We start from the raw sequence: 21,858 nt of genomic DNA, 5'->3' as shown, positions 1-21,858 counted from the left end.
ACGTCCCATCCCGCGTTCGTGGACGATCGCGATCCGCCCCTCGGCCGGGTTGGGATGGCTCTTTATATGATAATCCGAAATGCGGATAAAGAGAAATATTTTTAAGCGCCGTGATTGACCCGCTTATTGGTGTTTTGCCCGCCGGGGCGGCAAGGGGTTGTGGGGCGCGCGAGCCCCGCCGCAACGCGGCCACGAACGGGTCTCCCCGCGGCCGCAAAATGCGCTACCATGATTCCAGCGCGCTTCAAGTCGCGCATGATCACCGACACGTATGAGGAAACGAGATGAGGGTGACGATTGGACGGCGCACGGTCCTGGCCGCGGTGCTGATTGCCGCGGGCGCGGTGGCTTTGACGGCGGCGTTTGGCCCGGTTTCGACATCGGCCTGGGCCCACGGGCCGACCCGTCAGAAGGTGCGCGAATCCATCGAGATCAACGCCGCCCCGGCCAAGGTGTGGGCCGCAATGGGCAATTTCCAGGACATGAGCTGGCTGCCACCTGTCACCAAGACCGAGGGCGAGAAGGGCAACGAGATCGGCGCGACGCGCAAGCTGACGCTGACGGGAGGCGCGACCGTCGACGAGGAGCTCTACAAGTTTGACGCCGCCGCGATGAGCTATTCCTACCGGATCACCAATGTGGACGTGAAGGTGCTGCCGGTCACCAATTATTCCTCGACATTGACGGTGACGCCGAGCGCTGACGGCAAGGGCTTGACGCTGGAATGGGCCGGCGCGTTCTATCGTGGCTTTCCCAACAACGAGCCGCCGCCGGAGCTGAGTGACGAGGCCGCGGTCAAGGCGGTGAAGGGGCTGTACCAGGCGGGCCTCGAGGCACTCAAGAAGAAGATCGAGAGCGGAAGCTGACGGTGCGGGCGCTGGTCCTGGCGGCGCTCGCCGCCAGCTTTTGCCTGGCCGGCATCGCGCATGTGTTCGCCGAAGAGGCATTCGTCACCAACCAGCTCAGCGACGATCTGATGGTCGTGGACCTCGCCACGGCGCGCAGCGTCGCGACCATCCCGATCGGCGGCAAGCCGGCCGGCGTCGCCGTCAGCGCGGACGGACGTTTTGCCTATGTCACGAGCCCGGATGCCAAAGCCGTGACGGTGGTGGACGCAGCAACGCGGCAGGTTGCGGCGCGGATCGAGGTCGGCGGCGGGCCGCTCGGCATTGCCGTCGCGCCGGATGGCCGCACCGTCTATGTCGCGGACTGGTATGCGGCGGCGGTGCGGGTGATCGACGCGGCCTCGCGCAGCGTCACGGCCAGCATTGCGGTCGGCGCCTCGCCATCGGGGCTCGCGGTAACGCCGGATGGCAAGCTGCTGCTCTCGGCCGACCGCGACGACGACAGTGTGTCGGTGGTCGACACCGCGACGCGCCAGCGCACGACGACCATCAAGGTCGGCACCCGTCCGTTCGGCGTCACCATCGATGCCGAGGGCAAGCGCGCCTACACCGCCAATGTCGGCTCCAACGACGTCTCCGTGATCGACATCGCCACTGGGGCCGAGACCGGCCGCGTGCAGGTCGGGATGCGCCCTTATGCGGTGGCGTTGGCGCAGGGCCGCGGCTTCGTCACCGATCAGTATGGCGGCACTGTCAGCGTGTTCGATCTGGCGACCTTGAAGCCGCTCAAGCGCATCAATGTCGGCGATTATCCCGAAGGCATTGCCGCGACTGCCGACGGCAAGCGCATTATCGTCGCCTGCTGGGAAAGCAACACGCTCGATATCATCGATGCGGTCGAGCTGAAGCTGATCGGCGAGGTCAATACCGGCGACGGCCCGCGCGCGTTTGGGGCATTCTTGCGCAGGACGGAGTAGGGGCGTGTAGCCCGCGTGAGCGGAGCGACATGCGGGACGGGGCTCTCCTCATCCACCGGCGTTCCCGGATATCGCTTCGCTCATCCGGGCTACGGCACCGGGGCACAGCGTCCATACAATCTCATCCATCTGATCAAACATGTGATCCGGCACCATCGCCCGCAGCGCCGCCGGCGCCGCATAACCCCAGCCCACCGCTCCGCAGGCAATTCCCACTGTCCGCGCCGCCTCGATGTCGCGCACTTCGTCGCCGATCGAGATGACCTTGCCCGGCTCCACGCCGGCGCGGCGGATGACCCGTCGGAACTTCGCGGGCTTGCCGAAAAGCGAGGCCGCGCAATCGAAATGGGCGAACAGCGTCGCGCAATCGCCGAGCTTCTCGCGCGCATTGGCTTCGCTGTCCGACGTCACCATCGCGAGCTGCACGCCACTCTCCGCCAGCGTCCGCAGCATTGTCTCGACCCCCGCAAACAGCGAAATCTCCGCTGCAGCCTCCGCCTTCAGTCGCCGCGCATGCCGCGCGATCGCCGGCAGCTTCCACAGCGGCACCTCGAGCCGGCTCAGAATCTCCCGCGAAGAAGCATGCCGCAGCCCCTCGATATCCTCGTCCGCGACGCGGCGGAAGCCGAAGCGATCGGCGACGTCGTTGATGGTGCGCAGGAACCACGGAAAGCTGTCGGCCAGCGTGCCGTCGAGATCAAAGATGGCGAGGGAGTAGGGCATGGAGACGAAGCTACACCGCTAGGCTTTCCACACGGTTTCCTCGGTCCATCCGAGTTGGTCGAATTCGGTGGCCCTGAGCGGCGCCTCTCCCTCGGCGAAGAACTCGTCAAGCTGAGGCGGCGCGACGCTCGTTTCGGACAGCATGGCGTGCGCTTGTCCGCGGTGATGAATTTGATGCTGGAACAGATGCATGAGCAGTCGGTCGCGGCGTTCGGCCTGGACCCGCGTGTCGCGGTTGATCCGCACAATGCCGTTGAGAATCTCGGGCGTCAGTGCATCGCACATGGCGATCAAGCGCTTGTCGATCGCGGCTTGCGCAGGCTTCAGCGCAGCAAGGGAAAGGTGCGGCACGTCGTTCTTCCAAGCTGCCGGTCCCAACCATCCGCCCTTCAGTGCATCGACATAGAAGAGGTCGATGACATGGATGTGGTTCAGCGTGCGTTGCAGGCTCGGAAAGAAGCCGGTCCGCTCGGCTTCGAAGTCGGCCTGAGACAGCGCCGCGCAAGCGGTGAGCAGCCGGTGGTTTGCCCAAGCATTATTGTGGGCGAACGCACGATAGGTTTGCACAAGTCCGGCAGGCAAACTCAGTCTCCCTCAGACAATGTGTCGGCCGCTCCCGCGGCGTAACCTACTCGGCCGCCTCGCTCGCCGCGCGTCTCCGCTTCGGCTTCCGAGCCTTCGCCAGCACCGGCGCCAGGAACTTCCCCGTATAGCTCCGCGGCGCTTTTGCGATGTCCTCTGGCGGGCCCCAGGCGACGATCTCGCCGCCGCCATCGCCGCCTTCGGGGCCGAGGTCGATGACCCAGTCGGCGGTCTTGATCACTTCGAGATTGTGCTCGATGACGACGACCGTGTTGCCCTGCGCGACCAGCTCGTGCAGCACCTCCAACAGCTTCTTGACGTCGTGGAAATGCAACCCGGTGGTCGGCTCGTCCAGGATGTAGAGCGTGCGGCCGGTGGCGCGCTTTGACAGCTCTTTTGCGAGCTTGACGCGCTGGGCTTCGCCGCCCGAGAGCGTCGTGGCCTGCTGGCCGACATGGATGTAGTCGAGGCCGACGCGATGCAGCGTCTGGAACGTCTCGCGTACACGTGGGACCGCCTTGAAGAACTCGGCCGCTTCCTCGACGGTCATGTCGAGCACGTCGGCGATGCTCTTGCCCTTGAATAGGACCTCCAGCGTCTCGCGGTTGTAGCGCTTGCCCTTGCAGACGTCGCAGGTGACGTAGACGTCGGGCAAGAAGTGCATCTCGATCTTGATGACGCCGTCGCCCTGGCAGGCCTCGCAGCGGCCGCCCTTGACGTTGAAGGAGAACCGGCCGGGCTCGTAGCCGCGCGCTTTCGACTCGGGCAGGCCGGCGAACCATTCGCGGATCGGCGTGAAGGCACCGGTATAGGTCGCGGGGTTGGAGCGCGGCGTGCGACCGATCGGCGACTGGTCGATGTCGATGATCTTGTCGATGTGCTCGAGGCCCTCGATGCGGTCGTGCGGCGCGGCGCCTTCGCTGGCATTGTTCAGCTTGCGGGCGATCGCCTTGTAGAGCGTGTCGATCAGCAGCGTCGATTTGCCGCCGCCGGAGACGCCGGTGACGCAGGTGAACAGGCCGAGCGGAATTTCGGCCGTAACGTTCTTGAGGTTATTGCCGCGCGCGTTGACCACCTTGATGGTGCGGCGATGGTTCGGCGGGCGCCGCTCGGGCACCTCGACCTCGAGCTCGCCGGTGAGATATTTGCCCGTCAGCGAGTTGGGGTTGCGCATGATCTCGGCGGGCGTGCCTTCGGCGATGATGTTGCCGCCATGCATGCCGGCGCCGGGGCCGATGTCGAGCACGTGGTCGGCGAGCAGGATCGCGTCCTCGTCGTGCTCGACCACGATCACGGTGTTGCCGAGGTCACGAAGTCTCTTGAGCGTGTCGAGCAGGCGCGCGTTGTCGCGCTGGTGCAAGCCGATCGAGGGCTCGTCGAGCACGTAGAGCACGCCTGTTAGCCCCGAGCCGATCTGCGAAGCCAGCCGGATGCGCTGGCTTTCGCCGCCGGAGAGCGTGCCGGAGGAGCGGGAGAGCGTGAGGTAGTTGAGGCCGACGTCGAGCAGGAAGGTGAGGCGCTCGCGGATCTCCTTGAGGATGCGGCCGGCGATCTCGTTCTGCTGGGTGTTCAGCGCCTCCGGCACGGTCTCGAACCACGCGCCGGCGCCCTTCACCGACATCTCGGAGATGTCGCCGATATGCTTGCCGCCGATCTTGACGCAAAGCGCCTCGGGCTTCAGCCGAAAGCCGTGGCACGCCTCGCAGGGCACGTCGTGGAAGTACTTCGCCAGCTCCTCACGCGCCCACTCGCTCTCGGTCTCGCGATAGCGGCGGTTGATGTTGGTGATGACGCCCTCGAACGGCTTCTTGGTGTCGTAGGAGCGGACGCCGTCCTCGTAGGAGAACTTGATCTCGTCCTCGCCGGAGCCATGGAGGATCGCGTTCTGCGTCTTCTTGGGCAGATCCTTCCATTTGGTGGTCAGCGTGAACTTGTAGTGCTTGCCGAGCGCAGTCAGCGTCTGAATGTAATAGGGCGACGAGGATTTGGCCCAGGGCGCGATTGCGCCCTTGCCAATGGCGAGCTCCTTGTCGGGAATGACGAGGTCTTCGTCGACATGCTGCTCGACGCCGAGGCCGCCGCACGCAGGACAGGCGCCATAGGGGTTGTTGAACGAGAACAGCCGGGGCTCGATCTCGGGGATGGTGAAGCCGGACACCGGGCAGGCGAACTTTTCCGAGAACAGCATGCGCTCGGGTCCGCTCTTGTCGTGGATCTTTGCGGTCTTCTTCTTCTCTTCCGCGGGTGCTGCCGCAGCCGGCGCATCCGCGAATTCGATGACGGCGAGGCCCTCGGCAAGTTTCAGCGCGGTCTCGAAACTTTCGGCGAGGCGCTGGCCGATGTCGGGGCGCACCACGATGCGATCGACGACGACGTCGATGTCGTGCGGGAATTTCTTGTCGAGAACAGGGGCTTCGGCGAGCTCGTGGAAGGCGCCGTCGATCTTGACGCGCTGAAAGCCCTTCTTGAGCCATTCGGCAAGCTCTTTGCGGTACTCGCCCTTGCGGCCGCGCACGACCGGCGCGAGCAGATAGAGGCGCGAGCCCTCGGGCAGCGCCAGCACGCGATCGACCATCTGCGAGACGATCTGGCTCTCGATCGGCAGGCCGGTGGCGGGCGAATAGGGCACGCCGACGCGCGCCCACAGCAGGCGCATGTAGTCGTAGATTTCGGTCACCGTGCCGACGGTGGAGCGCGGGTTCTTCGACGTCGTCTTCTGCTCGATCGAGATCGCCGGCGACAGGCCGTCGATCTGGTCGACGTCGGGCTTCTGCATCATCTCCAGGAACTGGCGGGCGTAGGCAGACAGCGATTCGACGTAGCGGCGCTGGCCTTCGGCGTAGATGGTGTCGAACGCGAGCGAGGATTTGCCGGAGCCCGACAGCCCCGTGAACACCACCAGCTTGTCGCGGGGAATCTCGACATCGACGTTCTTGAGATTGTGCTCGCGCGCGCCACGGATGGTAATTGCGCGCAGGTTTGATCCCACGTTCTGCTGTTGGCGCTTCGCCTTGATCACTTCATCCATCCGGGTTGCCCTCAAGGAATCCCAAAGGCGCGCGATCGCGCCAACAAAAAAGGCGCGCTTCGCCCGGAACCGGGATCGGCGCCGATGGGGTTGTCAGCGAACGTAGGAAGAACGGAGACGGATTTCCAGTGGGACTTGCGAATCGTCAACGGATTGTTGGCGCACTGGCGGCATCTGGCAGGAGCAGGGTGGAACTGCGCGGCAACGTGCCCGACAAAACAAAAAGGCCGGCACAAGGCCGGCCTCTCGTAACGCGGATGGCGTTGGGGCTAAGTACTGAACTCAGTACTTGGCGACCACCGGGCCCCCGAAGTGATAGTTCACGCCGACCTGCACGGTGTGAAACTCGAGCGTGCCGGAGGGCAGGGCGCCCGAGAAGTAGGTCTCGCCGCCGAGGCTGCGAAAGAGGTACTCGCCCTTGACCGACCACTGCGGAGCGAAGAACGCTTCGACGCCCGCACCGACGGTCCAGCCGGAGTGCCACTTGCTGTCGGAAACGGTCACGCCGAGCGCGCTGACGCTGAGCTTGTTGTCGATCCAGGCGTAACCACCGGTGCCGTAGAACAGGACGTTGTTGACGGCGTAGCCGATGCGGCCGCGCACGGTTCCCATCGCATCGGTTTTGGAGCTGAGGGTGGTGCTGACGAGGCCGAAGCCGGGGACGGCAACGGGGCCGGTGACCGACGCGCTGACATCAGCCCAGGAACCATCGGCCTCGACGCCGAGCACGACATTGCCGGTCTGCCAGTTGTAGCCGGCAGTACCGCCGACGAAGCCGCCCTTCATCTTCGGGTCGGTCGAGGAATTTTCCCAAGCGCCGCCACCGACGATACCGAGGTAGAAGCCGGTCCAGTTGTAGACCGAAGCCATGGCCACCGGGGCCTTGGTGTAGGGGCGCGCCGCGAGATCAGCGGCCGAAGCCGGGGCGGCGAGAGCGAACAAACAGGCCGAAGCCAACAAAACCTTTTTCATTTTCAACTAATCCCAGTCCCAGTTTCTGATTGTGCCTTCCACGATAGGGAGGGCATCGGACTCACTTGCCCAACTGATGCCGTACTTACACCAGTGAAGCCGCAAGTTGTGTCACTCAAAAGCAACAACGGTCGGAAAACGGAACGGTTATTGACCGATTAATATTGGAGAACTGCACAGCAAAAGGCCGGCGCAAGGCCGGCCTTCGAAGTGCGATATGTCCAGCGCGATCAGTACCTTGCGATGGCCGGACCGCCCCAGCGATAGTTCAAGCGCACCAGGCCCATGTCTACGTCCTGGCGAATCCGGTCGCTGCCGAATACCGCACCCGCGGGCGTTGTGAAGCCGATCGTGCGATCGCCAAGGAAGATGTGGTCGTACTCAAAGCCCAGCGACCAGTTCGGGGCGAAGCCGAATTCCAGACCGGCCCCGACCGTGCCACCCCAGCGAGTCTCCCGGGCCGAAGCCAGCAGCGCGCCCGCGCCGGGCGTACCCGCAGCAGCGTAGATGTCGTACTTGTCACCGACGACGGCGGCGCCGCCCTTCACGTAAAGCAGCACGTTGTTCCAGGCGTAACCGACCTGACCGGTGATGAGACCGAAAGCGTCGATGCGGGAACGGTTGCGATCACCCGTCACCAAAGCGGTACCAGGGAAGAGGGTGCTCACGTTGTCGCCCCGGAAGTCAGCCCAGTTGCCCTGGCCTTCCAGACCGAACACCCAATTGGCGGACTGCCAGCGATAGCCGATCTGGCCGCCGACGGTGCCCCCTGTTGCATTGTGACAGCCTTCGCCGACGAGAACGCCGGTCGCGGGCGTGACGAAGTCCCAGCACTTGTGGCTGGAGCCACCGCCGCCGTTGATGCCGATGTAGAAGCCGCTCCAGTCGTAGATGGCGGCAATCGCCGGCGGCGGGGCTTTGGTGTAGGGACGCGCGGCCATGTCCGCCGCGCTTGCGGGAGCCGACAAGCCCATCGCCACTGCACCGATTGCACAAATAAGAAGCTTATTCATTGCCAGTCTCCCCAGGTTTCGTCCGCTTCTTATTTCCCCGAAGCGGCTGATCAGGCGCGAGGGCCCATATGAACTAAGTCCGAGGCAACCGTAGCTCTACGGAGCGGCAGAGTCCGTCTCCCAAATGCAACAAGACCGGGGCAGTGCGAGTACCCATAACTTGCTGAATGTTAAGTTCTTTCTTCCATTTTTGGGAACCTACAAAGGTTCCAATCGACGTGTGCCTTTCCGCAACACATGTGGCCGATCGATCCCACGCCTTCAGATCTGTCTTCGCCAAGAACAAATCTGGAACGAACCGGAGGTCGATGCTATATGTGGGGATAACCGGAAGGGTGACGGCCTGATCGTCGTCCGCAAGTGTTCGGCGAGCGTATAGGGTCGCCTCAACAGGCACGGCGGAACGCGGGAGCGGACCGGCCTTCTTGAATTCAGTGGCATTCGGAGCGGAGAGCGGAGATGGCGGGAAGCGTCAACAAGGTCATTCTGGTTGGAAATCTCGGCAAGGATCCTGAAATCCGCCGCACCCAGGACGGGCGGCCGATCGCCAATCTGAGCGTCGCGACTTCGGAGACGTGGCGCGACAAGGCGACTGGCGAGCGCAAGGAAAAGACCGAGTGGCACCGCGTCGTGATCTTCAATGAAGGGCTCTGCAAGGTCGCCGAACAGTATCTGAAGAAGGGCGCCAAGATTTACGTCGAGGGTGCGCTCCAGACCCGCAAATGGACCGACCAGAGCGGTGTCGAAAAGTACTCGACCGAAGTCGTGCTGCAGGGGTTCAACTCGACCTTGACGATGCTGGACGGTCGTAGCGGCGGTGGCGGAGGCGGCAGCTTCGGCGACGAGCCGGGCGGCGATTTCGGCTCCTCCGGTCCGGTCAGCAGCACGCCGCGGCGCCCTGTTGCCGCCGGCGGCGGTGGCCGCAACAGCGACATGGACGACGATATCCCGTTCTGAGCGATTCCGCTCCAAGAACGCGGCGCCTGATGCGGACGCCCGGCCGGATGGGCGGCGCTTCTCATCTCATGTCAGAACATCCCACTAATCGACAGGACGGGCTCGGCATTTCCGGGCCCGCTTCATGTTTGGGGTGAGCTCGGATTGCGGCTTGGCAAACGCGCCGACGCGGCAAGCTCACCGCGCGGTTTTCCACGCGTGAGCGGCGATTTTGCAAGGCCGATGCGAGTGCTGTCCGAGACACCGCTCGCAAGGGCTTAAGTTGTTGGAAAAATAGGCGGAAAAAGCGCTTCCCAGAACGCCGCGAGGGTGGTTATCAGAGGCTCGATGCGCTATATGATTCCCAGATAAAACCTCACCGGATTTCCCCTTGGCTGACGACGACGACAAGCCCGGCGACCAGCCGGCGCAACCCTCGGATATTCGCCCCGTCTCCATCTTCGAGGAGATGAAGAAGTCCTATCTCGACTACGCCATGAGCGTGATCGTGGCGCGGGCGCTGCCTGACGCCCGCGATGGCCTGAAGCCGGTGCATCGCCGCATCCTGTACTCGATGAACGAGCAGGGGCACACGCCGGACAAGAAGTACGTCAAGTCCGCCCGCGTGGTCGGTGACGTCATCGGTAAATATCATCCGCATGGCGACCAGTCGATCTACGACGCCATGGTCCGGATGGCGCAGGACTTCTCCATGCGCGTGCCGCTGATCGACGGCCAGGGCAATTTCGGCTCGGTCGACGGCGATCCCCCGGCTGCCTATCGTTATACCGAAGCCCGATTGACGAAGGCGGCGCTGGCTCTGCTGGCCGACATCGACAAGGACACGGTCGACTTCCAGCCGAACTACGACAACAACGAGACCGAACCGTCGGTCTTGCCAGCCAAGTTCCCGAACCTTCTCGTCAACGGCGCCGGCGGCATCGCGGTCGGCATGGCGACCAACATCCCGCCGCACAATCTCGGCGAGGTCATCGACGCCTGCGTCGCGCTGATCGACAACCCCGCGCTCACCATCGACGAGCTCATCAACATCGTGCCGGGACCGGACTTCCCGACCGGCGGCGTCATCCTCGGACGGCAGGGCATCCGCGCCGCCTATCACCTCGGCCGCGGCTCGGTCATGATGCGCGGCAAGGTCGCGATCGAGACCATCCGCAAGGAGCGCGAGGCGATCATCATCACCGAGATTCCCTACCAGGTGAACAAGGCGACGATGGTCGAGCGCATCGCCGAGCTGGTCAAGGAAAAGAAGATCGAAGGCATCGGCGACCTGCGCGATGAATCCGATCGCGACGGCTACCGCGTCGTCATCGAATTGAAGCGCGACGCCGTGCCGGATGTGGTGCTCAATCAGCTCTACAGGTTCACGCCGCTGCAGACGAGCTTCGGCGTCAACATGGTGGCGCTCGACAGCGGCCGTCCACGGGTCATGCACCTGAAGGACCTGCTGGCGATCTTCGTCGACTTCCGCGAGCGGGTCGTCACGCGGCGCACCAAGTTCCTGCTCGCCAAGGCCCGAGATCGCGCCCATGTTTTGGTCGGTCTCGCCATCGCAGTCGCCAATATCGACGAGATGATCCGCGTCATCCGGACCTCGCCCGACCCGACCACCGCCCGCGACACCCTGATGTCGCGCGACTGGCCGGCCCGGGACGTCGAGGACATGCTGACGCTGATCGACGATCCGCGCCACCGCATCAGCGAGAACGGCACGATCCGGCTGTCGATGGAGCAGGCGAGGGCCATTCTCGATCTGCGCCTGCAACGCCTCACCGCACTCGGCCGCGACGAAATCCGCGAGGAGCTCGACAAGCTCGCCGGCGAGATCGCCGACTATCTCGACATCCTGCGCTCGCGCGACCGCGTGCTGGGCATCATCAAGTCCGAGCTCGCCGAAGTGAAGGCCGAGTTCGCAACCCCGCGCCGCACCGTCATCATCGAGCAGGAAGGTGAGGTCGAGGACGAGGACCTGATCCAGCGCGAGGACATGGTCGTCACCGTCTCGCACGCCGGCTACGTCAAGCGCGTGCCGCTGTCGGCCTACCGGGCCCAGCGCCGCGGCGGCAAGGGCCGCGCCGGCATGCAGACCCGCGATGAGGATTTTGTCAGCCGGCTGTTCGTGGCGTCCACGCATACTCCGATGCTGTTCTTCTCCTCGCGCGGACAGGTCTACAAGATCAAAGTCTGGCGCCTGCCGATGGCCGCGCCGAATGCGCGCGGCAAGGCGCTGATCAACATCCTGCCGCTGGAGCAGGGCGAGCGCATCACCACCATCATGCCGCTGCCGGAGGACGAGTCCACCTGGGGCAATCTCGACGTGATGTTTGCCACGACAGGCGGCAACGTCCGGCGCAACAAGCTGTCCGACTTCGTGGATGTCCGCCGCTCCGGCATCATCGCGATGAAGCTCGACGACAATGAAGCGATCGTCGACGTGCAGATCTGCACTGAGCACGACGACGTGCTTTTGACCGGCGCCGGCGGCCAGTGCATCCGCTTCCCCGTGACCGACGTGCGGGTGTTCACCGGCCGCACCTCGATGGGCGTGCGCGGCATTGCGCTTGCCGAGGGCGACAAGGTGATCTCGCTGGCGATCCTGCGCCACGTCGAGACGACGTCCGACGAGCGCTCGGCGTACCTGAAGATGCGTCGTGCGGTCGCCGGCGAAGCTGCGGCCGAGGAGCCGGCGGCGGACGCCGAGACCGAGGAGACCTCCGGCAGCTTCCAACTCGCCCAGGAGCGTTACGTCGAGATGTCAGCGCAGGAGCAGGTCGTGCTGACCGTGTCCGTCAACGGTTACGGCAAGCGGACGTCGTCCTACGAGTACCGCACCACGGGCCGCGGCGGCAAAGGCATCGTCGCCATGAGCGTCAACAACCGCAACGGCAACCTCGTAGCGTCGTTCCCCGTGGAGGATGCTGATCAAATCATGCTGGTTACCGACAAGGGTCAGCTGATCCGCTGCCCGGTCGAAGGCATCCGCGTCGCCGGCCGCTCGACCCAGGGCGTGATCGTGTTCGACACCGCGGAGGACGAACACGTCGTCTCGGTCGAGCACATCACGGAAGAGGCCGAGAGCGGAAACGGGGCGAATGGGGAGTCGAACGGGGAGTGATGCGTCACCCCGTAGCCCGGATGGAGCGCAAGCGAAATCCGGGTTCTTCATTCGGACGGCTGTCCCGGATTGAGTTGTGCTCGATCCGGATACTGCACTGACCAGCTAAATCTCCAGCTCCGTGCCGAATTCCACCACCTGCTTGGTAGGTACGCCGAAGAACGCGGCGGAGCGTTCGGCGTTGCGTTGCAGGAAGGCGAACACGGTTTCGCGCCAGACCCACATGCCCGGCACGTCCTCGCGCGGGATGATTGTCTCGCGGCCGACGTAATAGGTGATGTCGGAGAGGTCGATGCCGGGCAGCTTGCCGTGGCGGCAGGCGAAGGTCAGCCCTTCGTAAATCGTCGGGTTCTGCATGAAGCCGTAATGCAGAACGACGCGGGTAATGCCGGGAATGATCTCGATCACCTCGATGCGGTCTTCGTCGGCGATGTGAGGAAGCTCCTCGATCAGCACGGTGACCAGGACGATGCGCTCGTGCAGCACGTGGTTGTGCTTGACGAACTGGGTCAGTGCCAGCGGCACGCCGCGCGGCGCCGAGGCCAGGAACACGGCGGTGCCGGGGAGTCTGGCGCTGCACTGGTTGACCGCGGTCTCGATCAGATCCTCCTCGGGCTGGCGCAGCTTCGCGCGTGCGGCTTCGACGAGCTTCACGCCGCTGCGCCAGGTCAGCATCAGGAAGGCGACGAAGCCCGCCAGCATCAGCGGAAACCAGCCGCCCTCGAACAGCTTGATCGAATTGGCCGAGAAGAAGATCAAATCGATCACGAAGAAGAAGCCGTTCACGGCAACCACGAGCCACGGTGAATAGCCCCACTGGATCGCGACCAGGGCGGCGAGCAGCGTGGTGATCGCCATCAATAGCGACACCGCGATGCCGTAGGCGCCGGCCAGCGCCTCCGAGCTGCCGAAACTCAGCACGGCGCCGAGCGTTGCGGCGGCGAGCAGCCAGTTCACCAACGGCACGTAGATCTGGCCGATCGCGTCGCTCGTGGTGTGACGGATCTGCATGCGCGGCAGGAAGCCGAGCTGGATCGACTGCTGCGTCAACGAGAACACGCCGGAGATGATGGCTTGCGAGGCGATCACGGTCGCGACCGCCGAGAACGCGACCAGCGGATAATGCAGGGCGTCAGGGCAGAGCTGGAAGAACGGATTTTCGATCATGGTGGGATCGGTGATCAGCAGCGCGGCCTGGCCGAAATAGTTCAGCACGAGCGCAGGCAGGCAGATCGCGAACCAGGCCAGCCGGATCGGCAGGCGGCCGAAATGCCCCATGTCGGCGTACATGGCTTCGCCGCCGGTCACCGCGAGGAAGGCGGCCCCCAGGATCGCGAAGGAGACATGAAAATCCTGATGGATCAGGAAGTCGAACGCATAGAGCGGGCTGAGCGCCGCCAGCACCGCCGGCGCCTTGACGATGCCGTGGATGCCGAGCGCTGCCAGCACGAAGAACCAGGCCAGCATCACCGGTCCGAAGATGCGGCCGATGAAGCCGGTGCCCTGCTTCTGCATCATGAACAGTCCGATCAGGATGACGACGGTCACGGGCACAACCGCCGGCGCGAGCGAGGGTGCGTCGACCTTCAGACCTTCGATGGCTGAGAGCACGGAGATGGCCGGCGTGATCGCGCCGTCCCCGTACAGTAGCGCGGCGCCGATGAGGCCGACGACCAGCAAATGCGCGCGCCAGGTACCGGGTTGAGCGTTGCGGGCATGCAGCAAGGCCAGCAGCGCGACGATGCCGCCTTCGCCGCGGTTATCCGCACGCAGAATCAACAGCGCATATTTCAGTGAGATGATCAGCAACAGCGCCCAGAGGATCAGCGAGGCGACGCCCAGAACGGCATCGTTCGTCAAAGTGCCGCCATGGGCGGCGGCCTTGGCGGCTTCCTTCAGGGCGTAGAGGGGGCTGGTGCCGATATCGCCATAGACCACCCCGAGGGCGCCCATGGTCATGGCAATCGGCAGTGGATCAGGTTGATGGCCGGAGGCGACTGCAGGCGTGCTGGACAATGGCGACCCCCCGATGGGATCGCGCCCGACGGGTCATTCCGACGGGCGCGAGCATCAGGCAGTGTGCGACGGGACGTCGCAAATATCCATGGGGTATATCTTTGGGGTTTATCTTGAGAGTTAGCTGACGCGAAACTGACAGACCCCCACTACGGAGTACGGTTGGCAGTCACAAGGCGAGCCTCGCGGATGTTGGCTTTGGTGCCGGCCTGGCGGAGGCAGGACGCTTCGAAATTCGGCCAGGCCTGCTGCGAGCAGTCCTTGCCGACGGTACGGATATCGAGCCGGTCGCTCTTGGCAAGCGGCTGCGGCACGCTCGCCTCGACGGTGGGGGCGAAGCCGGGCAGGAGCGTGAGGGTGGCAGCAACACACGCAGAAATGGCGATCGCCGAAAGAGCCTTGATCATGACAGTCCCCTGTGATGCGGCCGCTACGCCCAGTGTGCGGCCCGTCGTTCGTTGGCTGGATTAGTAACCATGGCCAGTTTCCGGACGTCTTCGCGAACGCGGGAAATGGTTTCGTTCGCGCTCCGTTTTGTGTCGTGGCCGCCCTCAGGACGAAACAATTCGGCGCATTCCGACACGCTTCTGCGGAAAAACCGCCAGGGAACCTGACCGGCTTGCCGGGCCGGGCAGGGCGCGGTAGGACGTGGCCATGCCGCGCATTGCTTTCTATCCAGGTTCCTTCGACCCCATCACCAACGGCCATCTGGACGTGGTCCGGCACAGCGTGTCGCTGTGCGACAGGCTTGTTGTCGCGATCGGGGTGCACCCCGGCAAGAAGCCTCTGTTCTCGACCGAGGAGCGGCTGAAGATGCTCCATGACGTCTGCGGGCCGGTGGCCGCCCAGGCCGGCTGCGTGCTCGAGGCCGTGACGTTTGACGATCTGTCGGTGACCTCGGCGCGCAAGCACGGTGCCACGATCATGATTCGGGGCCTGCGCGACGGCACCGACCTCGACTACGAGATGCAGCTCGCCGGCATGAACGAGGCCATGGCGCCCGAGGTGCATACGATCTTCCTGCCGGCCTCTCCCATGGTCCGCCCGATCACCGCCACTTTGGTGCGCCAGATCGCTGCCATGGGCGGGGATGTCTCGGCCTTCGTCCCGCCGCTGGTTGCGGCCCAGCTCAAGGCAAAATTCGCCTGATAACGGCGCGTTTCCTTTCTCATCTCTGATCCGGAGTTGTCATGATCCGAATTCTCGCAGTTCTTGCCGCGGTTCTGTTCGCGGTGCCGGCCTTCGCGCAAGCCTTGCCGGCCGGCCTCGACAAGGCCAACGCCATCGTCATCGACTCCACCAAGGGCCGCATCGTCATCAAGCTCCGGCCGGACCTTGCGCCCCAGCACGCCGAGCGAATCAAGCAGCTCGCGCGCGAGGGTTTTTACAACAACGTGCCGTTCCACCGCGTCATGGATGGCTTCATGGCGCAGACCGGCGACGGTCAGAACTTCAATGGCACCGGCGGCTCGAAATATCCGAACCTGAAGCAGGAATTCTCGAAGGTGCATTTTGCGCGCGGCATCGTCGGCATGGCCCGGCGCGGCGACAGCGTCGACACCGCCAATTCGCAGTTCTTCATCATGTTTGCCGACGGCGGCAGCCTCGACAACCAGTACACCGTGATCGGCGAGGTCGTGCAGGGCATGGACGTCGTCGACAAGCTGAAGAAGGCGCCTCCCGGATCGAGCGGCGGCACCGTCACCGACCCCGACAAGATGGTGAAGGTGCAGGTCGCTTCCGACATCAAATAGGAGCGGCGATGGCGCGCTGCGGTGGCAAGCTCCTGCTGGTTGCCGCGGTGCTGCTGCTCGGCGTCCCAGGCGCGGTCGCCGAGGACGCACAGGTCAACACCATTCAGGACATCTTCCGGCATTTGCGCACCTGCTGGAAGCCGCCGCCCGCCGCCAGGGCCCGCCCGATCGACATCACCGTCGTGGTGAGCTTCAACCGGGCTGGAAACATTCTGGGCCATCCGAGGATTACCTATGAATCCGCGGAGGCTTCCGACAATGACCGGCTGCAATACCGGGTCGCGGTGATGGAGGCATTGCAACGCTGCACGCCGATGCCATTTACCGATGCGATGGCCGGCGCCGCTGCGGGGCGTCCGTTCGCGATCCAGTTTCGCAACCGCAAATCTTCACCTGACAGGACTTCACCCCCAACCCAAGAGAGACGAGCATGAGCGCCACCGAAAACACACTGATCCTCGAGACCACGCAGGGCCCCGTCACCATCGAGATGCGGCCTGATCTGGCGCCCGGCCACGTCGCACGCATCAAGGAACTCGTGCGCGAAGGCTTCTACGACGGCATCGTATTCCATCGCGTGATCGACGGCTTCATGGCGCAGACCGGCTGCCCCCAGGGCACCGGCACCGGCGGCTCCGGCCAGAAGCTGAAGGCCGAGTTCAACAAGGAGCCGCATGTGCGCGGCACCACCTCGATGGCGCGCGCCGCCAGCCCGGATTCCGGCGATAGCCAGTTCTTCATCTGCTTCGACGATGCCCGCTTCCTCGACAACCAGTACACGGTGTGGGGCAAGGTCACCGAGGGCATGGAGAACGTCGACAAGATCAAGCGTGGCGAGCCCGTGCAGAACCCCGACAAGATCGTCAAGGCGCGGATGGCGGCTGACGCGGCGTAGGCGTTCAACCCTCATGGTGAGGAGGCGCGTGGCGCCGTCTCGAACCATGAAGGCCGAGCTGCAGCAGCGGGGCCTTCATCCGTCGAGACGCGCGTTCCGCACCCCTCAGGATGAGGAGTGACTGTGCGGCCCTGAGACCGAGATGCGCACCGACTTCTTCGATTTCGACCTGCCCGCCGAGCGCATCGCATTGCGCCCGGCGAGCCCGCGCGACTCCGCGAAGATGCTGGTCGTCGATCGCGGCACGCTGCGCGACCAAATCATCACCGACCTGCCGCAATGGCTGAAGCCGGGCGACCAGCTCGTCGTCAACGACACCAAGGTGATCGCGGCGCAATTAAAAGGCCGTCGCATCGGCCGCGAGACCGAGCCGAAGATCGAGGCAACGCTGATCAAGCGCCTCGACGGCTCGCGCTGGCAGGCGTTGGTGAAGCCTGCCAAGAAACTCATCGCCGGCGACCGCATCCGCTTCGGCAATGAGGGCAAGGTCTGCCTGCTCGGCCATCTCGACGCCGAGGTCGAGGCGAAGGGCGGGGAAGGCGAGGTGACGCTGTCATTTTCGTTTCACGGCCCGACGCTGGATCAAGCCATCGCCGATCTCGGCAGCCCGCCGCTGCCGCCCTACATCGCCTCGAAACGCACGCCTGATGATCAGGATCTCGCCGACTACCAGACCATGTTCGCTGTGAACGAAGGCGCCGTTGCCGCGCCGACAGCAGGCCTGCATTTCACCCCGGCGCTGGAGCAGGCGATGCACGCGCGCGGCGTCGGCATCAATCGCGTCACGCTGCATGTCGGGGCAGGGACCTTCCTGCCGGTGAAGGTGGACGACACCGAAGGCCACAAGATGCATGCCGAGTGGGGTACGCTGTCGTCCGAGACGGCGGAGCGGCTCAACACGGCGCACAAGAACGGCGGCCGTATCATCGCGGTTGGCACCACGTCGTTGCGCCTGATCGAAAGCGCAGCCAGCGAGGACGGCACCATTGAGCCGTTCGCCGCCGAGACGTCGATCTTCATCACCCCCGGCTATCGCTTCCGCGCCGTTGATATTCTGCTGACCAATTTCCATTTGCCGAAGTCGACACTGTTCATGCTGGTGTCGGCGTTCTCCGGGCTGGAGGCGATGCAGCAAGCCTATGCACACGCGATCGCAACCGGCTATCGGTTCTATTCGTACGGGGATGCCTGTTTGCTGTTTCCGGCGCGGGAGTGACGCGGGCGGCGTTCTCGTGCTATACTGCTCATACGTTTTGCATGGATCGAGTGGCCGATGAACATCCGTTCCGCGAAAGTCGATGAGCTTGCCCAGCGCCTCGCCCGCTTGACGGGGGAAGATATCGAGACGGCGCTCGAACGCGCCATCGAGGAGCGCTTGTCTCGCGTGGCATCGCCGGCGGTCGATAGGAGGGCCGCCCTGACGTCGTTCCTCGAGCGAACCGCTGGCTTGCCCGTTCTCGATTCTCGGCCTGCAGACGAAATCCTCGGCTATGACCGTTTCGGGCTGCCGTCCTGATGGTGCTGGATACGTCTGCGATCGTCGCGACCGTCACCAACGAGCCAGATGGGCAGCGCTATCGGAAAGCCATGCTGGATGCTGCCAGCCTGTCGATGTCAGCAGTAGCAATCCTGGAAACAAGATCGTTCTCTCTGCTCGCCTCGGAGCATCGGCCGTGAAGTTCTTCGACGAATTGCTGGAGACTGCCGGGATTGTCGTAGTGCCGTTCGACGCAGACATGGCGAAAGGCGCGTTCGAGGCATTTCAACGCTTCGGCAAGGGCGGGGGGCATCCGGCGCAGCTCAACATCGTCGATTGTGCGGTCTACGCTTGGCGAAAGCGCGTTCGCAACCGCTGCTCTTCAAGGGAGCCGACTTTGCTAAGACAGACATTCTCCCCGCGTTGACCTGACCGCGCTATTTGCCATTGTAGGGTGGGCAAAGCGAAGCGTGCCGACCAACTTTCTTGATGCGAAGTGGTGGGCACGGCGCTTGCGCGCCTTTGCCCACCTTACGCATCTTCCGTTACGCCATCACCCGCTGTGGCAGGAGCTCCGCGATCTGCACCGCGTTGAGCGCAGCGCCCTTGAGCAGCTGGTCCGCCGCCACGAACATCGAGATCGAATGCCCGGAGGGGTCGCTGAAGTCCTTGCGGATGCGGCCGACCAGGACGTCGTCCTGGCCCGAGGCGTCGATCGGCATCGGGAAGTAGTTCCTGGCACGGTCGTCGACGACCTTGACGCCGCGCGCTCGTGCCATGATGGCGCGGACCTGGTCCTCGCTGATCGGCTTCTCGCATTCGAAGGTGATGGCCTCGCAATGAGCCCGCAGCACCGGCACACGCACGCAGGTGACGCCGATCGCGATCTTGTCGTCCTCAAAGATCTTGCGGGTTTCGTTGATGACCTTGGTCTCTTCGTCGTTGTAGCCGGTGTCAGGGTCGATCGCCGTGTTGTGGTTGAAGAGGTTGAACGCGTAGGGATGCGGCATCACCTTCGGCGTATAAACCTGCCCGTTGAGGTTGGCGCGGGTGGACTCGACCAGCTCCTCCATCGCGGCAGCGCCGGCGCCGGAGGCCGCCTGGTAGGTCGAGATGATCACCCGCTTGATGCGGTTGCTCTGGTGGATCGGCCACAGCGGCACCAGCGCCGTGATGGCGGCGCAGTTCGGGTTGGCGATGATGCCCTTGTGGTCGCGGATGCGATTCGCGTTGATCTCGGGGATCACCAGCGGCACGTTCGGGTCCATGCGGAAGGCGGAGGAGTTGTCGACGACGACGGCGCCCGCCTTGACTGCGATCGGCGCGAACTTCTTGGAGATGCTGCCGCCGGCGGAGAACAGGGCGATGTCGACGCCTTCGAAGGCGCGTTCGGTCAGCTCCTCGATGACGACGTCTTGCCCACGGAACGACACCGTCTTGCCGGCCGAGCGGGCGCTGGCCAGCGCCTTGAGCTTGCCGACGCGAAAGCCGCGCTTGTCCATGGTGGCGATGAATTCGGCGCCCACCGCACCGGTGACGCCGACAATCGCGACGACGGGATCGTTACTCACTTTGTCCTCCATTGAATTGCGATCTAAACAACAAAAAAGCCCCGGACCATCATGGGCGGGGCTTCGGTAGAGTGGATTGCGTTCTAGTCGACGACTACACGCGCACGCCTCCCCGGGCCCCGAAGGCCGTGGTGGTTTTAGTCGTGCGTTTGGTGGTCGCGAACATGGCGGGAGCTTATGCGGGAGAGTCCTGCCCCCGTCAATGGCTTTTCGGCGGGATTGGGGCTGCCGCTATTTGGTCCGGGCGCCCGGCGGTTCGAGGATGACCTCCTTGAGGTTGTCGCCACTGATGACGACGATCGCGAAATTCAGCCGGCCGCGTTCGCGCACCAGTCCGCCGCTGATGGCTTTGCCGGAGGCCGCGCGTTCGGCGACGTGGACGGCATCCGCAAGTCGGTGCTTGATGGCACCGAGCGCTGCGAGATTGCTGCGATCGTCGAGGTCGAGCTCGGCGAGAGGGAGGGCGGCTTCCCCGCCGACGAGCTCGCCGGTCGCGGCATTGATGGTGTGGCGCCAGATCCGGTCGTTGTGCAGGGTCTTCACCCGGTAGACCGGCACGCCTGAGGCTCCGTCGAAACTCACATCCGCCGTGGTGGCACCGACGTGGCGGGCTTCCGCAATCGCCATGGCCTGGTTGATCGAGATCGACGAGCTGCGGAAGCGCTCGATCTCGCGGCTGACCGCTTGGCGGTCGGCCTCGGCGTCACCATCTGTGTCGTTGTGAAGGGTGGTCGGCGTGCCCGTGCTCACGATCGCCCGCGCCGGCGCTGCGAGGAGGAGTGCGGACAGGGCGATCGCGAGCAGTCCCGAGATCCGTCGTTTGGCCGTCGTCATGCTCGAACCCTCGGCCAGCGAGTATGCCGGATGATCGTCAAGAATTTGCGGCCGACCTTGGGCATCGGTCGGCCGCTGAGCGTCGCGACGGGCTGTACCGCCGGGACGATCGAAGCGGTGCGGACCTCTTGGGGCTGGTGAAAAAGCGATCCGCATCGCCCTATAATTAAACCATACCGTATCGTTTTGTTTCGGTCAACGGCGCGGCCACGAGATCTCCCGGAAAGTTCGCAACCTCACGGAATTGTCAGCGCGACGGGCGGCGTCGCTGAGTGCCCTTGGCGGCACTCTGGCTGCCGTCCGCTGATCCCAGCGCGCCTGCCAGGAACAGCTTGATCGCAGCGCGCATGCGCTTTTCCGCGGCCTTCATCTCCGGCGGCGTTCCAAACGTCGCCAGACGATGGTTATGACCGACGACGACGTCGAGGAACACTTCCGCCGCGATGGTGGTGTCGTCGACGTCGAGCGCGCCTTGCGCCACCAGATGGTCGAAGAAGCGTGCCGTGGTGGCGACGGCCTTGAGCCAGCCTTCCTCCTTGCCGAGCTTGGCGATGTCGGGAAAGTTGATGGCCTGCGACGTCATCATGCGGCTGAAGGCGACGGCATCGGGTCCGCAGGTGAATGTCAGCATCTCGCGCCCGATCTCGACGAGCCGTTGCTCGACCGAGATATCCGAGGCGCTGCCGAGCTGCGTCTCGGCGGCCGCGGACAGCGGTGCCAGCCATCGCGCGATCTCGCGTCTCAGCACGGCTGCAAACAGGCCGCGCTTGTCGCCGTAACGGGCATAGACGGTGGGCTTGCTCACTCGCGCGGCTTCCGCGACCGCATCGAGCGAGGTCGCATCAAAGCCGCGATCCAGGAACAGGCGGGTTGCGACCTCGATCAGCCGCTGATCGCGCTCGATCGCGGCGCTTTTCGTCGGCCGGCCGCCGCGCGATTTCGGCACCTCGCGCCGCGGCGCCGCCGGTCTTGTCCTGGTCGCAGTCAATCCCATGCCCAATGATTCCTGCGCGGTCGTGACATCAGTCATTGCTCTATAACGCGCGGCAACGAGTGCGTCATGGCTAATCTGGCCGAATGATCGCATCGTCAACCGTCT

22 protein-coding genes are annotated in these 21,858 nt (G+C 64.2%); 12 read left to right on the top strand and 10 right to left on the bottom strand.

The window, feature by feature from the left end:
- Positions 1 to 284: 284 nt before the first annotated feature.
- Together IVB42_RS15130 and IVB42_RS15125 are read left to right on the top strand one after the other, a co-directional pair.
- The gene (locus tag IVB42_RS15130) at positions 285 to 866 is read left to right on the top strand and encodes an SRPBCC family protein (RefSeq protein ID WP_247397158.1); all 582 of its coding nucleotides are present in this window, start codon (positions 285 to 287) and stop codon (positions 864 to 866) included.
- Between the two features lie 2 nt (positions 867 to 868).
- The gene (locus IVB42_RS15125) at positions 869 to 1,822 is read left to right on the top strand and encodes a cytochrome D1 domain-containing protein (RefSeq protein WP_018458000.1); all 954 of its coding nucleotides are present in this window, start codon (positions 869 to 871) and stop codon (positions 1,820 to 1,822) included.
- A gap of 48 nt (positions 1,823 to 1,870) precedes the next feature.
- Here the strand turns inward: IVB42_RS15125 and IVB42_RS15120 are convergent, their stop codons facing one another.
- The 5 genes from IVB42_RS15120 to IVB42_RS15100 all read right to left on the bottom strand — a co-directional run bounded on the left by IVB42_RS15120 (position 1,871) and on the right by IVB42_RS15100 (position 8,140).
- A complete protein-coding gene (locus IVB42_RS15120) occupies positions 1,871 to 2,545 on the bottom strand; it encodes an HAD family hydrolase (protein WP_018457999.1) in 675 nt (224 codons plus the stop codon).
- An 18-nt stretch (positions 2,546 to 2,563) separates the two neighbouring features.
- Positions 2,564 to 3,127 carry a DinB family protein gene (locus tag IVB42_RS15115; protein ID WP_247397161.1) on the bottom strand — a complete coding sequence of 188 codons (564 nt, stop codon included), beginning with the start codon at positions 3,125 to 3,127 and terminating at the stop codon, positions 2,564 to 2,566.
- 46 nt (positions 3,128 to 3,173) lie between these two features.
- Positions 3,174 to 6,155 carry an excinuclease ABC subunit UvrA gene (uvrA, locus tag IVB42_RS15110; protein WP_018457997.1) on the bottom strand — a complete coding sequence of 994 codons (2,982 nt, stop codon included), beginning with the start codon at positions 6,153 to 6,155 and terminating at the stop codon, positions 3,174 to 3,176.
- A gap of 282 nt (positions 6,156 to 6,437) precedes the next feature.
- Positions 6,438 to 7,127, bottom strand: a complete 690-nt coding sequence (locus tag IVB42_RS15105; protein WP_018457996.1) for an outer membrane protein — start codon at positions 7,125 to 7,127, stop codon at positions 6,438 to 6,440.
- Between the two features lie 230 nt (positions 7,128 to 7,357).
- Positions 7,358 to 8,140, bottom strand: a complete 783-nt coding sequence (locus tag IVB42_RS15100; protein WP_247397164.1) for an outer membrane beta-barrel protein — start codon at positions 8,138 to 8,140, stop codon at positions 7,358 to 7,360.
- 459 nt (positions 8,141 to 8,599) lie between these two features.
- Between IVB42_RS15100 and IVB42_RS15095 the strand changes: the two genes are divergently transcribed.
- Positions 8,600 to 9,097 carry a single-stranded DNA-binding protein gene (locus IVB42_RS15095; protein WP_018457994.1) on the top strand — a complete coding sequence of 166 codons (498 nt, stop codon included), beginning with the start codon at positions 8,600 to 8,602 and terminating at the stop codon, positions 9,095 to 9,097.
- Between the two features lie 370 nt (positions 9,098 to 9,467).
- Positions 9,468 to 12,212: a DNA gyrase subunit A gene (gyrA, locus tag IVB42_RS15090; protein ID WP_018457993.1), complete on the top strand. Its 2,745-nt coding sequence runs from the start codon at positions 9,468 to 9,470 to the stop codon at positions 12,210 to 12,212.
- Between the two features lie 105 nt (positions 12,213 to 12,317).
- Here the strand turns inward: gyrA and IVB42_RS15085 are convergent, their stop codons facing one another.
- On the bottom strand, positions 12,318 to 14,171 hold the full coding sequence (locus IVB42_RS15085) for a KUP/HAK/KT family potassium transporter (RefSeq protein WP_018457992.1): 1,854 nt from the start codon (positions 14,169 to 14,171) through the stop codon (positions 12,318 to 12,320).
- Between the two features lie 206 nt (positions 14,172 to 14,377).
- On the bottom strand, positions 14,378 to 14,635 hold the full coding sequence (locus IVB42_RS15080; protein ID WP_018457991.1) for a hypothetical protein: 258 nt from the start codon (positions 14,633 to 14,635) through the stop codon (positions 14,378 to 14,380).
- A 247-nt stretch (positions 14,636 to 14,882) separates the two neighbouring features.
- Between IVB42_RS15080 and coaD the strand changes: the two genes are divergently transcribed.
- From coaD to IVB42_RS15040, 8 genes are all read left to right on the top strand, one after another.
- Complete coding sequence (coaD, locus tag IVB42_RS15075; RefSeq protein WP_018457990.1) at positions 14,883 to 15,377, top strand: pantetheine-phosphate adenylyltransferase; 495 nt, start codon at positions 14,883 to 14,885, stop codon at positions 15,375 to 15,377.
- A gap of 41 nt (positions 15,378 to 15,418) precedes the next feature.
- On the top strand, positions 15,419 to 15,982 hold the full coding sequence (locus tag IVB42_RS15070; protein WP_018457989.1) for a peptidylprolyl isomerase: 564 nt from the start codon (positions 15,419 to 15,421) through the stop codon (positions 15,980 to 15,982).
- Between the two features lie 8 nt (positions 15,983 to 15,990).
- On the top strand, positions 15,991 to 16,416 hold the full coding sequence (locus tag IVB42_RS15065) for a hypothetical protein (RefSeq protein ID WP_018457988.1): 426 nt from the start codon (positions 15,991 to 15,993) through the stop codon (positions 16,414 to 16,416).
- Positions 16,413 to 16,877 (top strand): peptidylprolyl isomerase, encoded by a 465-nt coding sequence (locus IVB42_RS15060; protein WP_018457987.1) that lies wholly within the window; start codon positions 16,413 to 16,415, stop codon positions 16,875 to 16,877. Before IVB42_RS15065 ends, IVB42_RS15060 begins: the two co-directional genes overlap by 4 nt.
- Before the next feature lie 142 nt (positions 16,878 to 17,019).
- On the top strand, positions 17,020 to 18,093 hold the full coding sequence (gene queA, locus IVB42_RS15055) for a tRNA preQ1(34) S-adenosylmethionine ribosyltransferase-isomerase QueA (protein WP_018457986.1): 1,074 nt from the start codon (positions 17,020 to 17,022) through the stop codon (positions 18,091 to 18,093).
- Positions 18,094 to 18,150: 57 nt separating this feature from the next.
- Positions 18,151 to 18,393 carry a type II toxin-antitoxin system VapB family antitoxin gene (locus tag IVB42_RS15050; RefSeq protein ID WP_018457985.1) on the top strand — a complete coding sequence of 81 codons (243 nt, stop codon included), beginning with the start codon at positions 18,151 to 18,153 and terminating at the stop codon, positions 18,391 to 18,393.
- Complete coding sequence (locus tag IVB42_RS15045) at positions 18,393 to 18,554, top strand: type II toxin-antitoxin system VapC family toxin (RefSeq protein ID WP_018457984.1); 162 nt, start codon at positions 18,393 to 18,395, stop codon at positions 18,552 to 18,554. Before IVB42_RS15050 ends, IVB42_RS15045 begins: the two co-directional genes overlap by 1 nt.
- The gene (locus IVB42_RS15040) at positions 18,551 to 18,781 is read left to right on the top strand and encodes a type II toxin-antitoxin system VapC family toxin (RefSeq protein ID WP_245288491.1); all 231 of its coding nucleotides are present in this window, start codon (positions 18,551 to 18,553) and stop codon (positions 18,779 to 18,781) included. Before IVB42_RS15045 ends, IVB42_RS15040 begins: the two co-directional genes overlap by 4 nt.
- Before the next feature lie 118 nt (positions 18,782 to 18,899).
- Here the strand turns inward: IVB42_RS15040 and IVB42_RS15035 are convergent, their stop codons facing one another.
- The 3 genes from IVB42_RS15035 to IVB42_RS15025 all read right to left on the bottom strand — a co-directional run bounded on the left by IVB42_RS15035 (position 18,900) and on the right by IVB42_RS15025 (position 21,753).
- Complete coding sequence (locus IVB42_RS15035) at positions 18,900 to 19,937, bottom strand: aspartate-semialdehyde dehydrogenase (RefSeq protein ID WP_018457983.1); 1,038 nt, start codon at positions 19,935 to 19,937, stop codon at positions 18,900 to 18,902.
- A gap of 219 nt (positions 19,938 to 20,156) precedes the next feature.
- The gene (locus tag IVB42_RS15030; protein WP_018457982.1) at positions 20,157 to 20,759 is read right to left on the bottom strand and encodes a PepSY domain-containing protein; all 603 of its coding nucleotides are present in this window, start codon (positions 20,757 to 20,759) and stop codon (positions 20,157 to 20,159) included.
- Positions 20,760 to 21,006: 247 nt separating this feature from the next.
- Positions 21,007 to 21,753 (bottom strand): TetR/AcrR family transcriptional regulator, encoded by a 747-nt coding sequence (locus IVB42_RS15025; RefSeq protein ID WP_018457980.1) that lies wholly within the window; start codon positions 21,751 to 21,753, stop codon positions 21,007 to 21,009.
- Positions 21,754 to 21,858: the final 105 nt, after the last annotated feature.

Source organism: Bradyrhizobium sp. 45, from assembly GCF_023073155.1.
Taxonomy (GTDB): Bacteria; Pseudomonadota; Alphaproteobacteria; order Rhizobiales; family Xanthobacteraceae; genus Bradyrhizobium; species Bradyrhizobium canariense_D.
The sequence above is the reverse complement of the archived record's forward strand: the minus strand, read 5'-3'. Positions and strand labels throughout refer to the sequence as shown.

Excerpts from the sequence above, each read along its gene's own strand:
- IVB42_RS15065 (WP_018457988.1), top strand. The coding sequence starts at position 15,991 with ATGGCGCGCTGCGGTGGCAAGCTCCTGCTGGTTGCCGCGGTGCTGCTG.
- IVB42_RS15085 (WP_018457992.1), bottom strand. The coding sequence starts at position 14,171 with ATGACCATGGGCGCCCTCGGGGTGGTCTATGGCGATATCGGCACCAGC.
- queA (WP_018457986.1), top strand. The coding sequence starts at position 17,020 with ATGCGCACCGACTTCTTCGATTTCGACCTGCCCGCCGAGCGCATCGCA.
- IVB42_RS15025 (WP_018457980.1), bottom strand. The coding sequence starts at position 21,753 with ATGGGATTGACTGCGACCAGGACAAGACCGGCGGCGCCGCGGCGCGAG.
- IVB42_RS15120 (WP_018457999.1), bottom strand. The coding sequence starts at position 2,545 with ATGCCCTACTCCCTCGCCATCTTTGATCTCGACGGCACGCTGGCCGAC.
- IVB42_RS15050 (WP_018457985.1), top strand. The coding sequence starts at position 18,151 with ATGAACATCCGTTCCGCGAAAGTCGATGAGCTTGCCCAGCGCCTCGCC.
- IVB42_RS15045 (WP_018457984.1), top strand. The coding sequence starts at position 18,393 with ATGGTGCTGGATACGTCTGCGATCGTCGCGACCGTCACCAACGAGCCA.
- IVB42_RS15070 (WP_018457989.1), top strand. The coding sequence starts at position 15,419 with ATGATCCGAATTCTCGCAGTTCTTGCCGCGGTTCTGTTCGCGGTGCCG.
- uvrA (WP_018457997.1), bottom strand. The coding sequence starts at position 6,155 with ATGGATGAAGTGATCAAGGCGAAGCGCCAACAGCAGAACGTGGGATCA.
- IVB42_RS15105 (WP_018457996.1), bottom strand. The coding sequence starts at position 7,127 with ATGAAAAAGGTTTTGTTGGCTTCGGCCTGTTTGTTCGCTCTCGCCGCC.
- IVB42_RS15095 (WP_018457994.1), top strand. The coding sequence starts at position 8,600 with ATGGCGGGAAGCGTCAACAAGGTCATTCTGGTTGGAAATCTCGGCAAG.
- coaD (WP_018457990.1), top strand. The coding sequence starts at position 14,883 with ATGCCGCGCATTGCTTTCTATCCAGGTTCCTTCGACCCCATCACCAAC.
- IVB42_RS15035 (WP_018457983.1), bottom strand. The coding sequence starts at position 19,937 with ATGGAGGACAAAGTGAGTAACGATCCCGTCGTCGCGATTGTCGGCGTC.
- IVB42_RS15130 (WP_247397158.1), top strand. The coding sequence starts at position 285 with ATGAGGGTGACGATTGGACGGCGCACGGTCCTGGCCGCGGTGCTGATT.
- IVB42_RS15060 (WP_018457987.1), top strand. The coding sequence starts at position 16,413 with ATGAGCGCCACCGAAAACACACTGATCCTCGAGACCACGCAGGGCCCC.
- IVB42_RS15100 (WP_247397164.1), bottom strand. The coding sequence starts at position 8,140 with ATGAATAAGCTTCTTATTTGTGCAATCGGTGCAGTGGCGATGGGCTTG.
- IVB42_RS15030 (WP_018457982.1), bottom strand. The coding sequence starts at position 20,759 with ATGACGACGGCCAAACGACGGATCTCGGGACTGCTCGCGATCGCCCTG.
- IVB42_RS15080 (WP_018457991.1), bottom strand. The coding sequence starts at position 14,635 with ATGATCAAGGCTCTTTCGGCGATCGCCATTTCTGCGTGTGTTGCTGCC.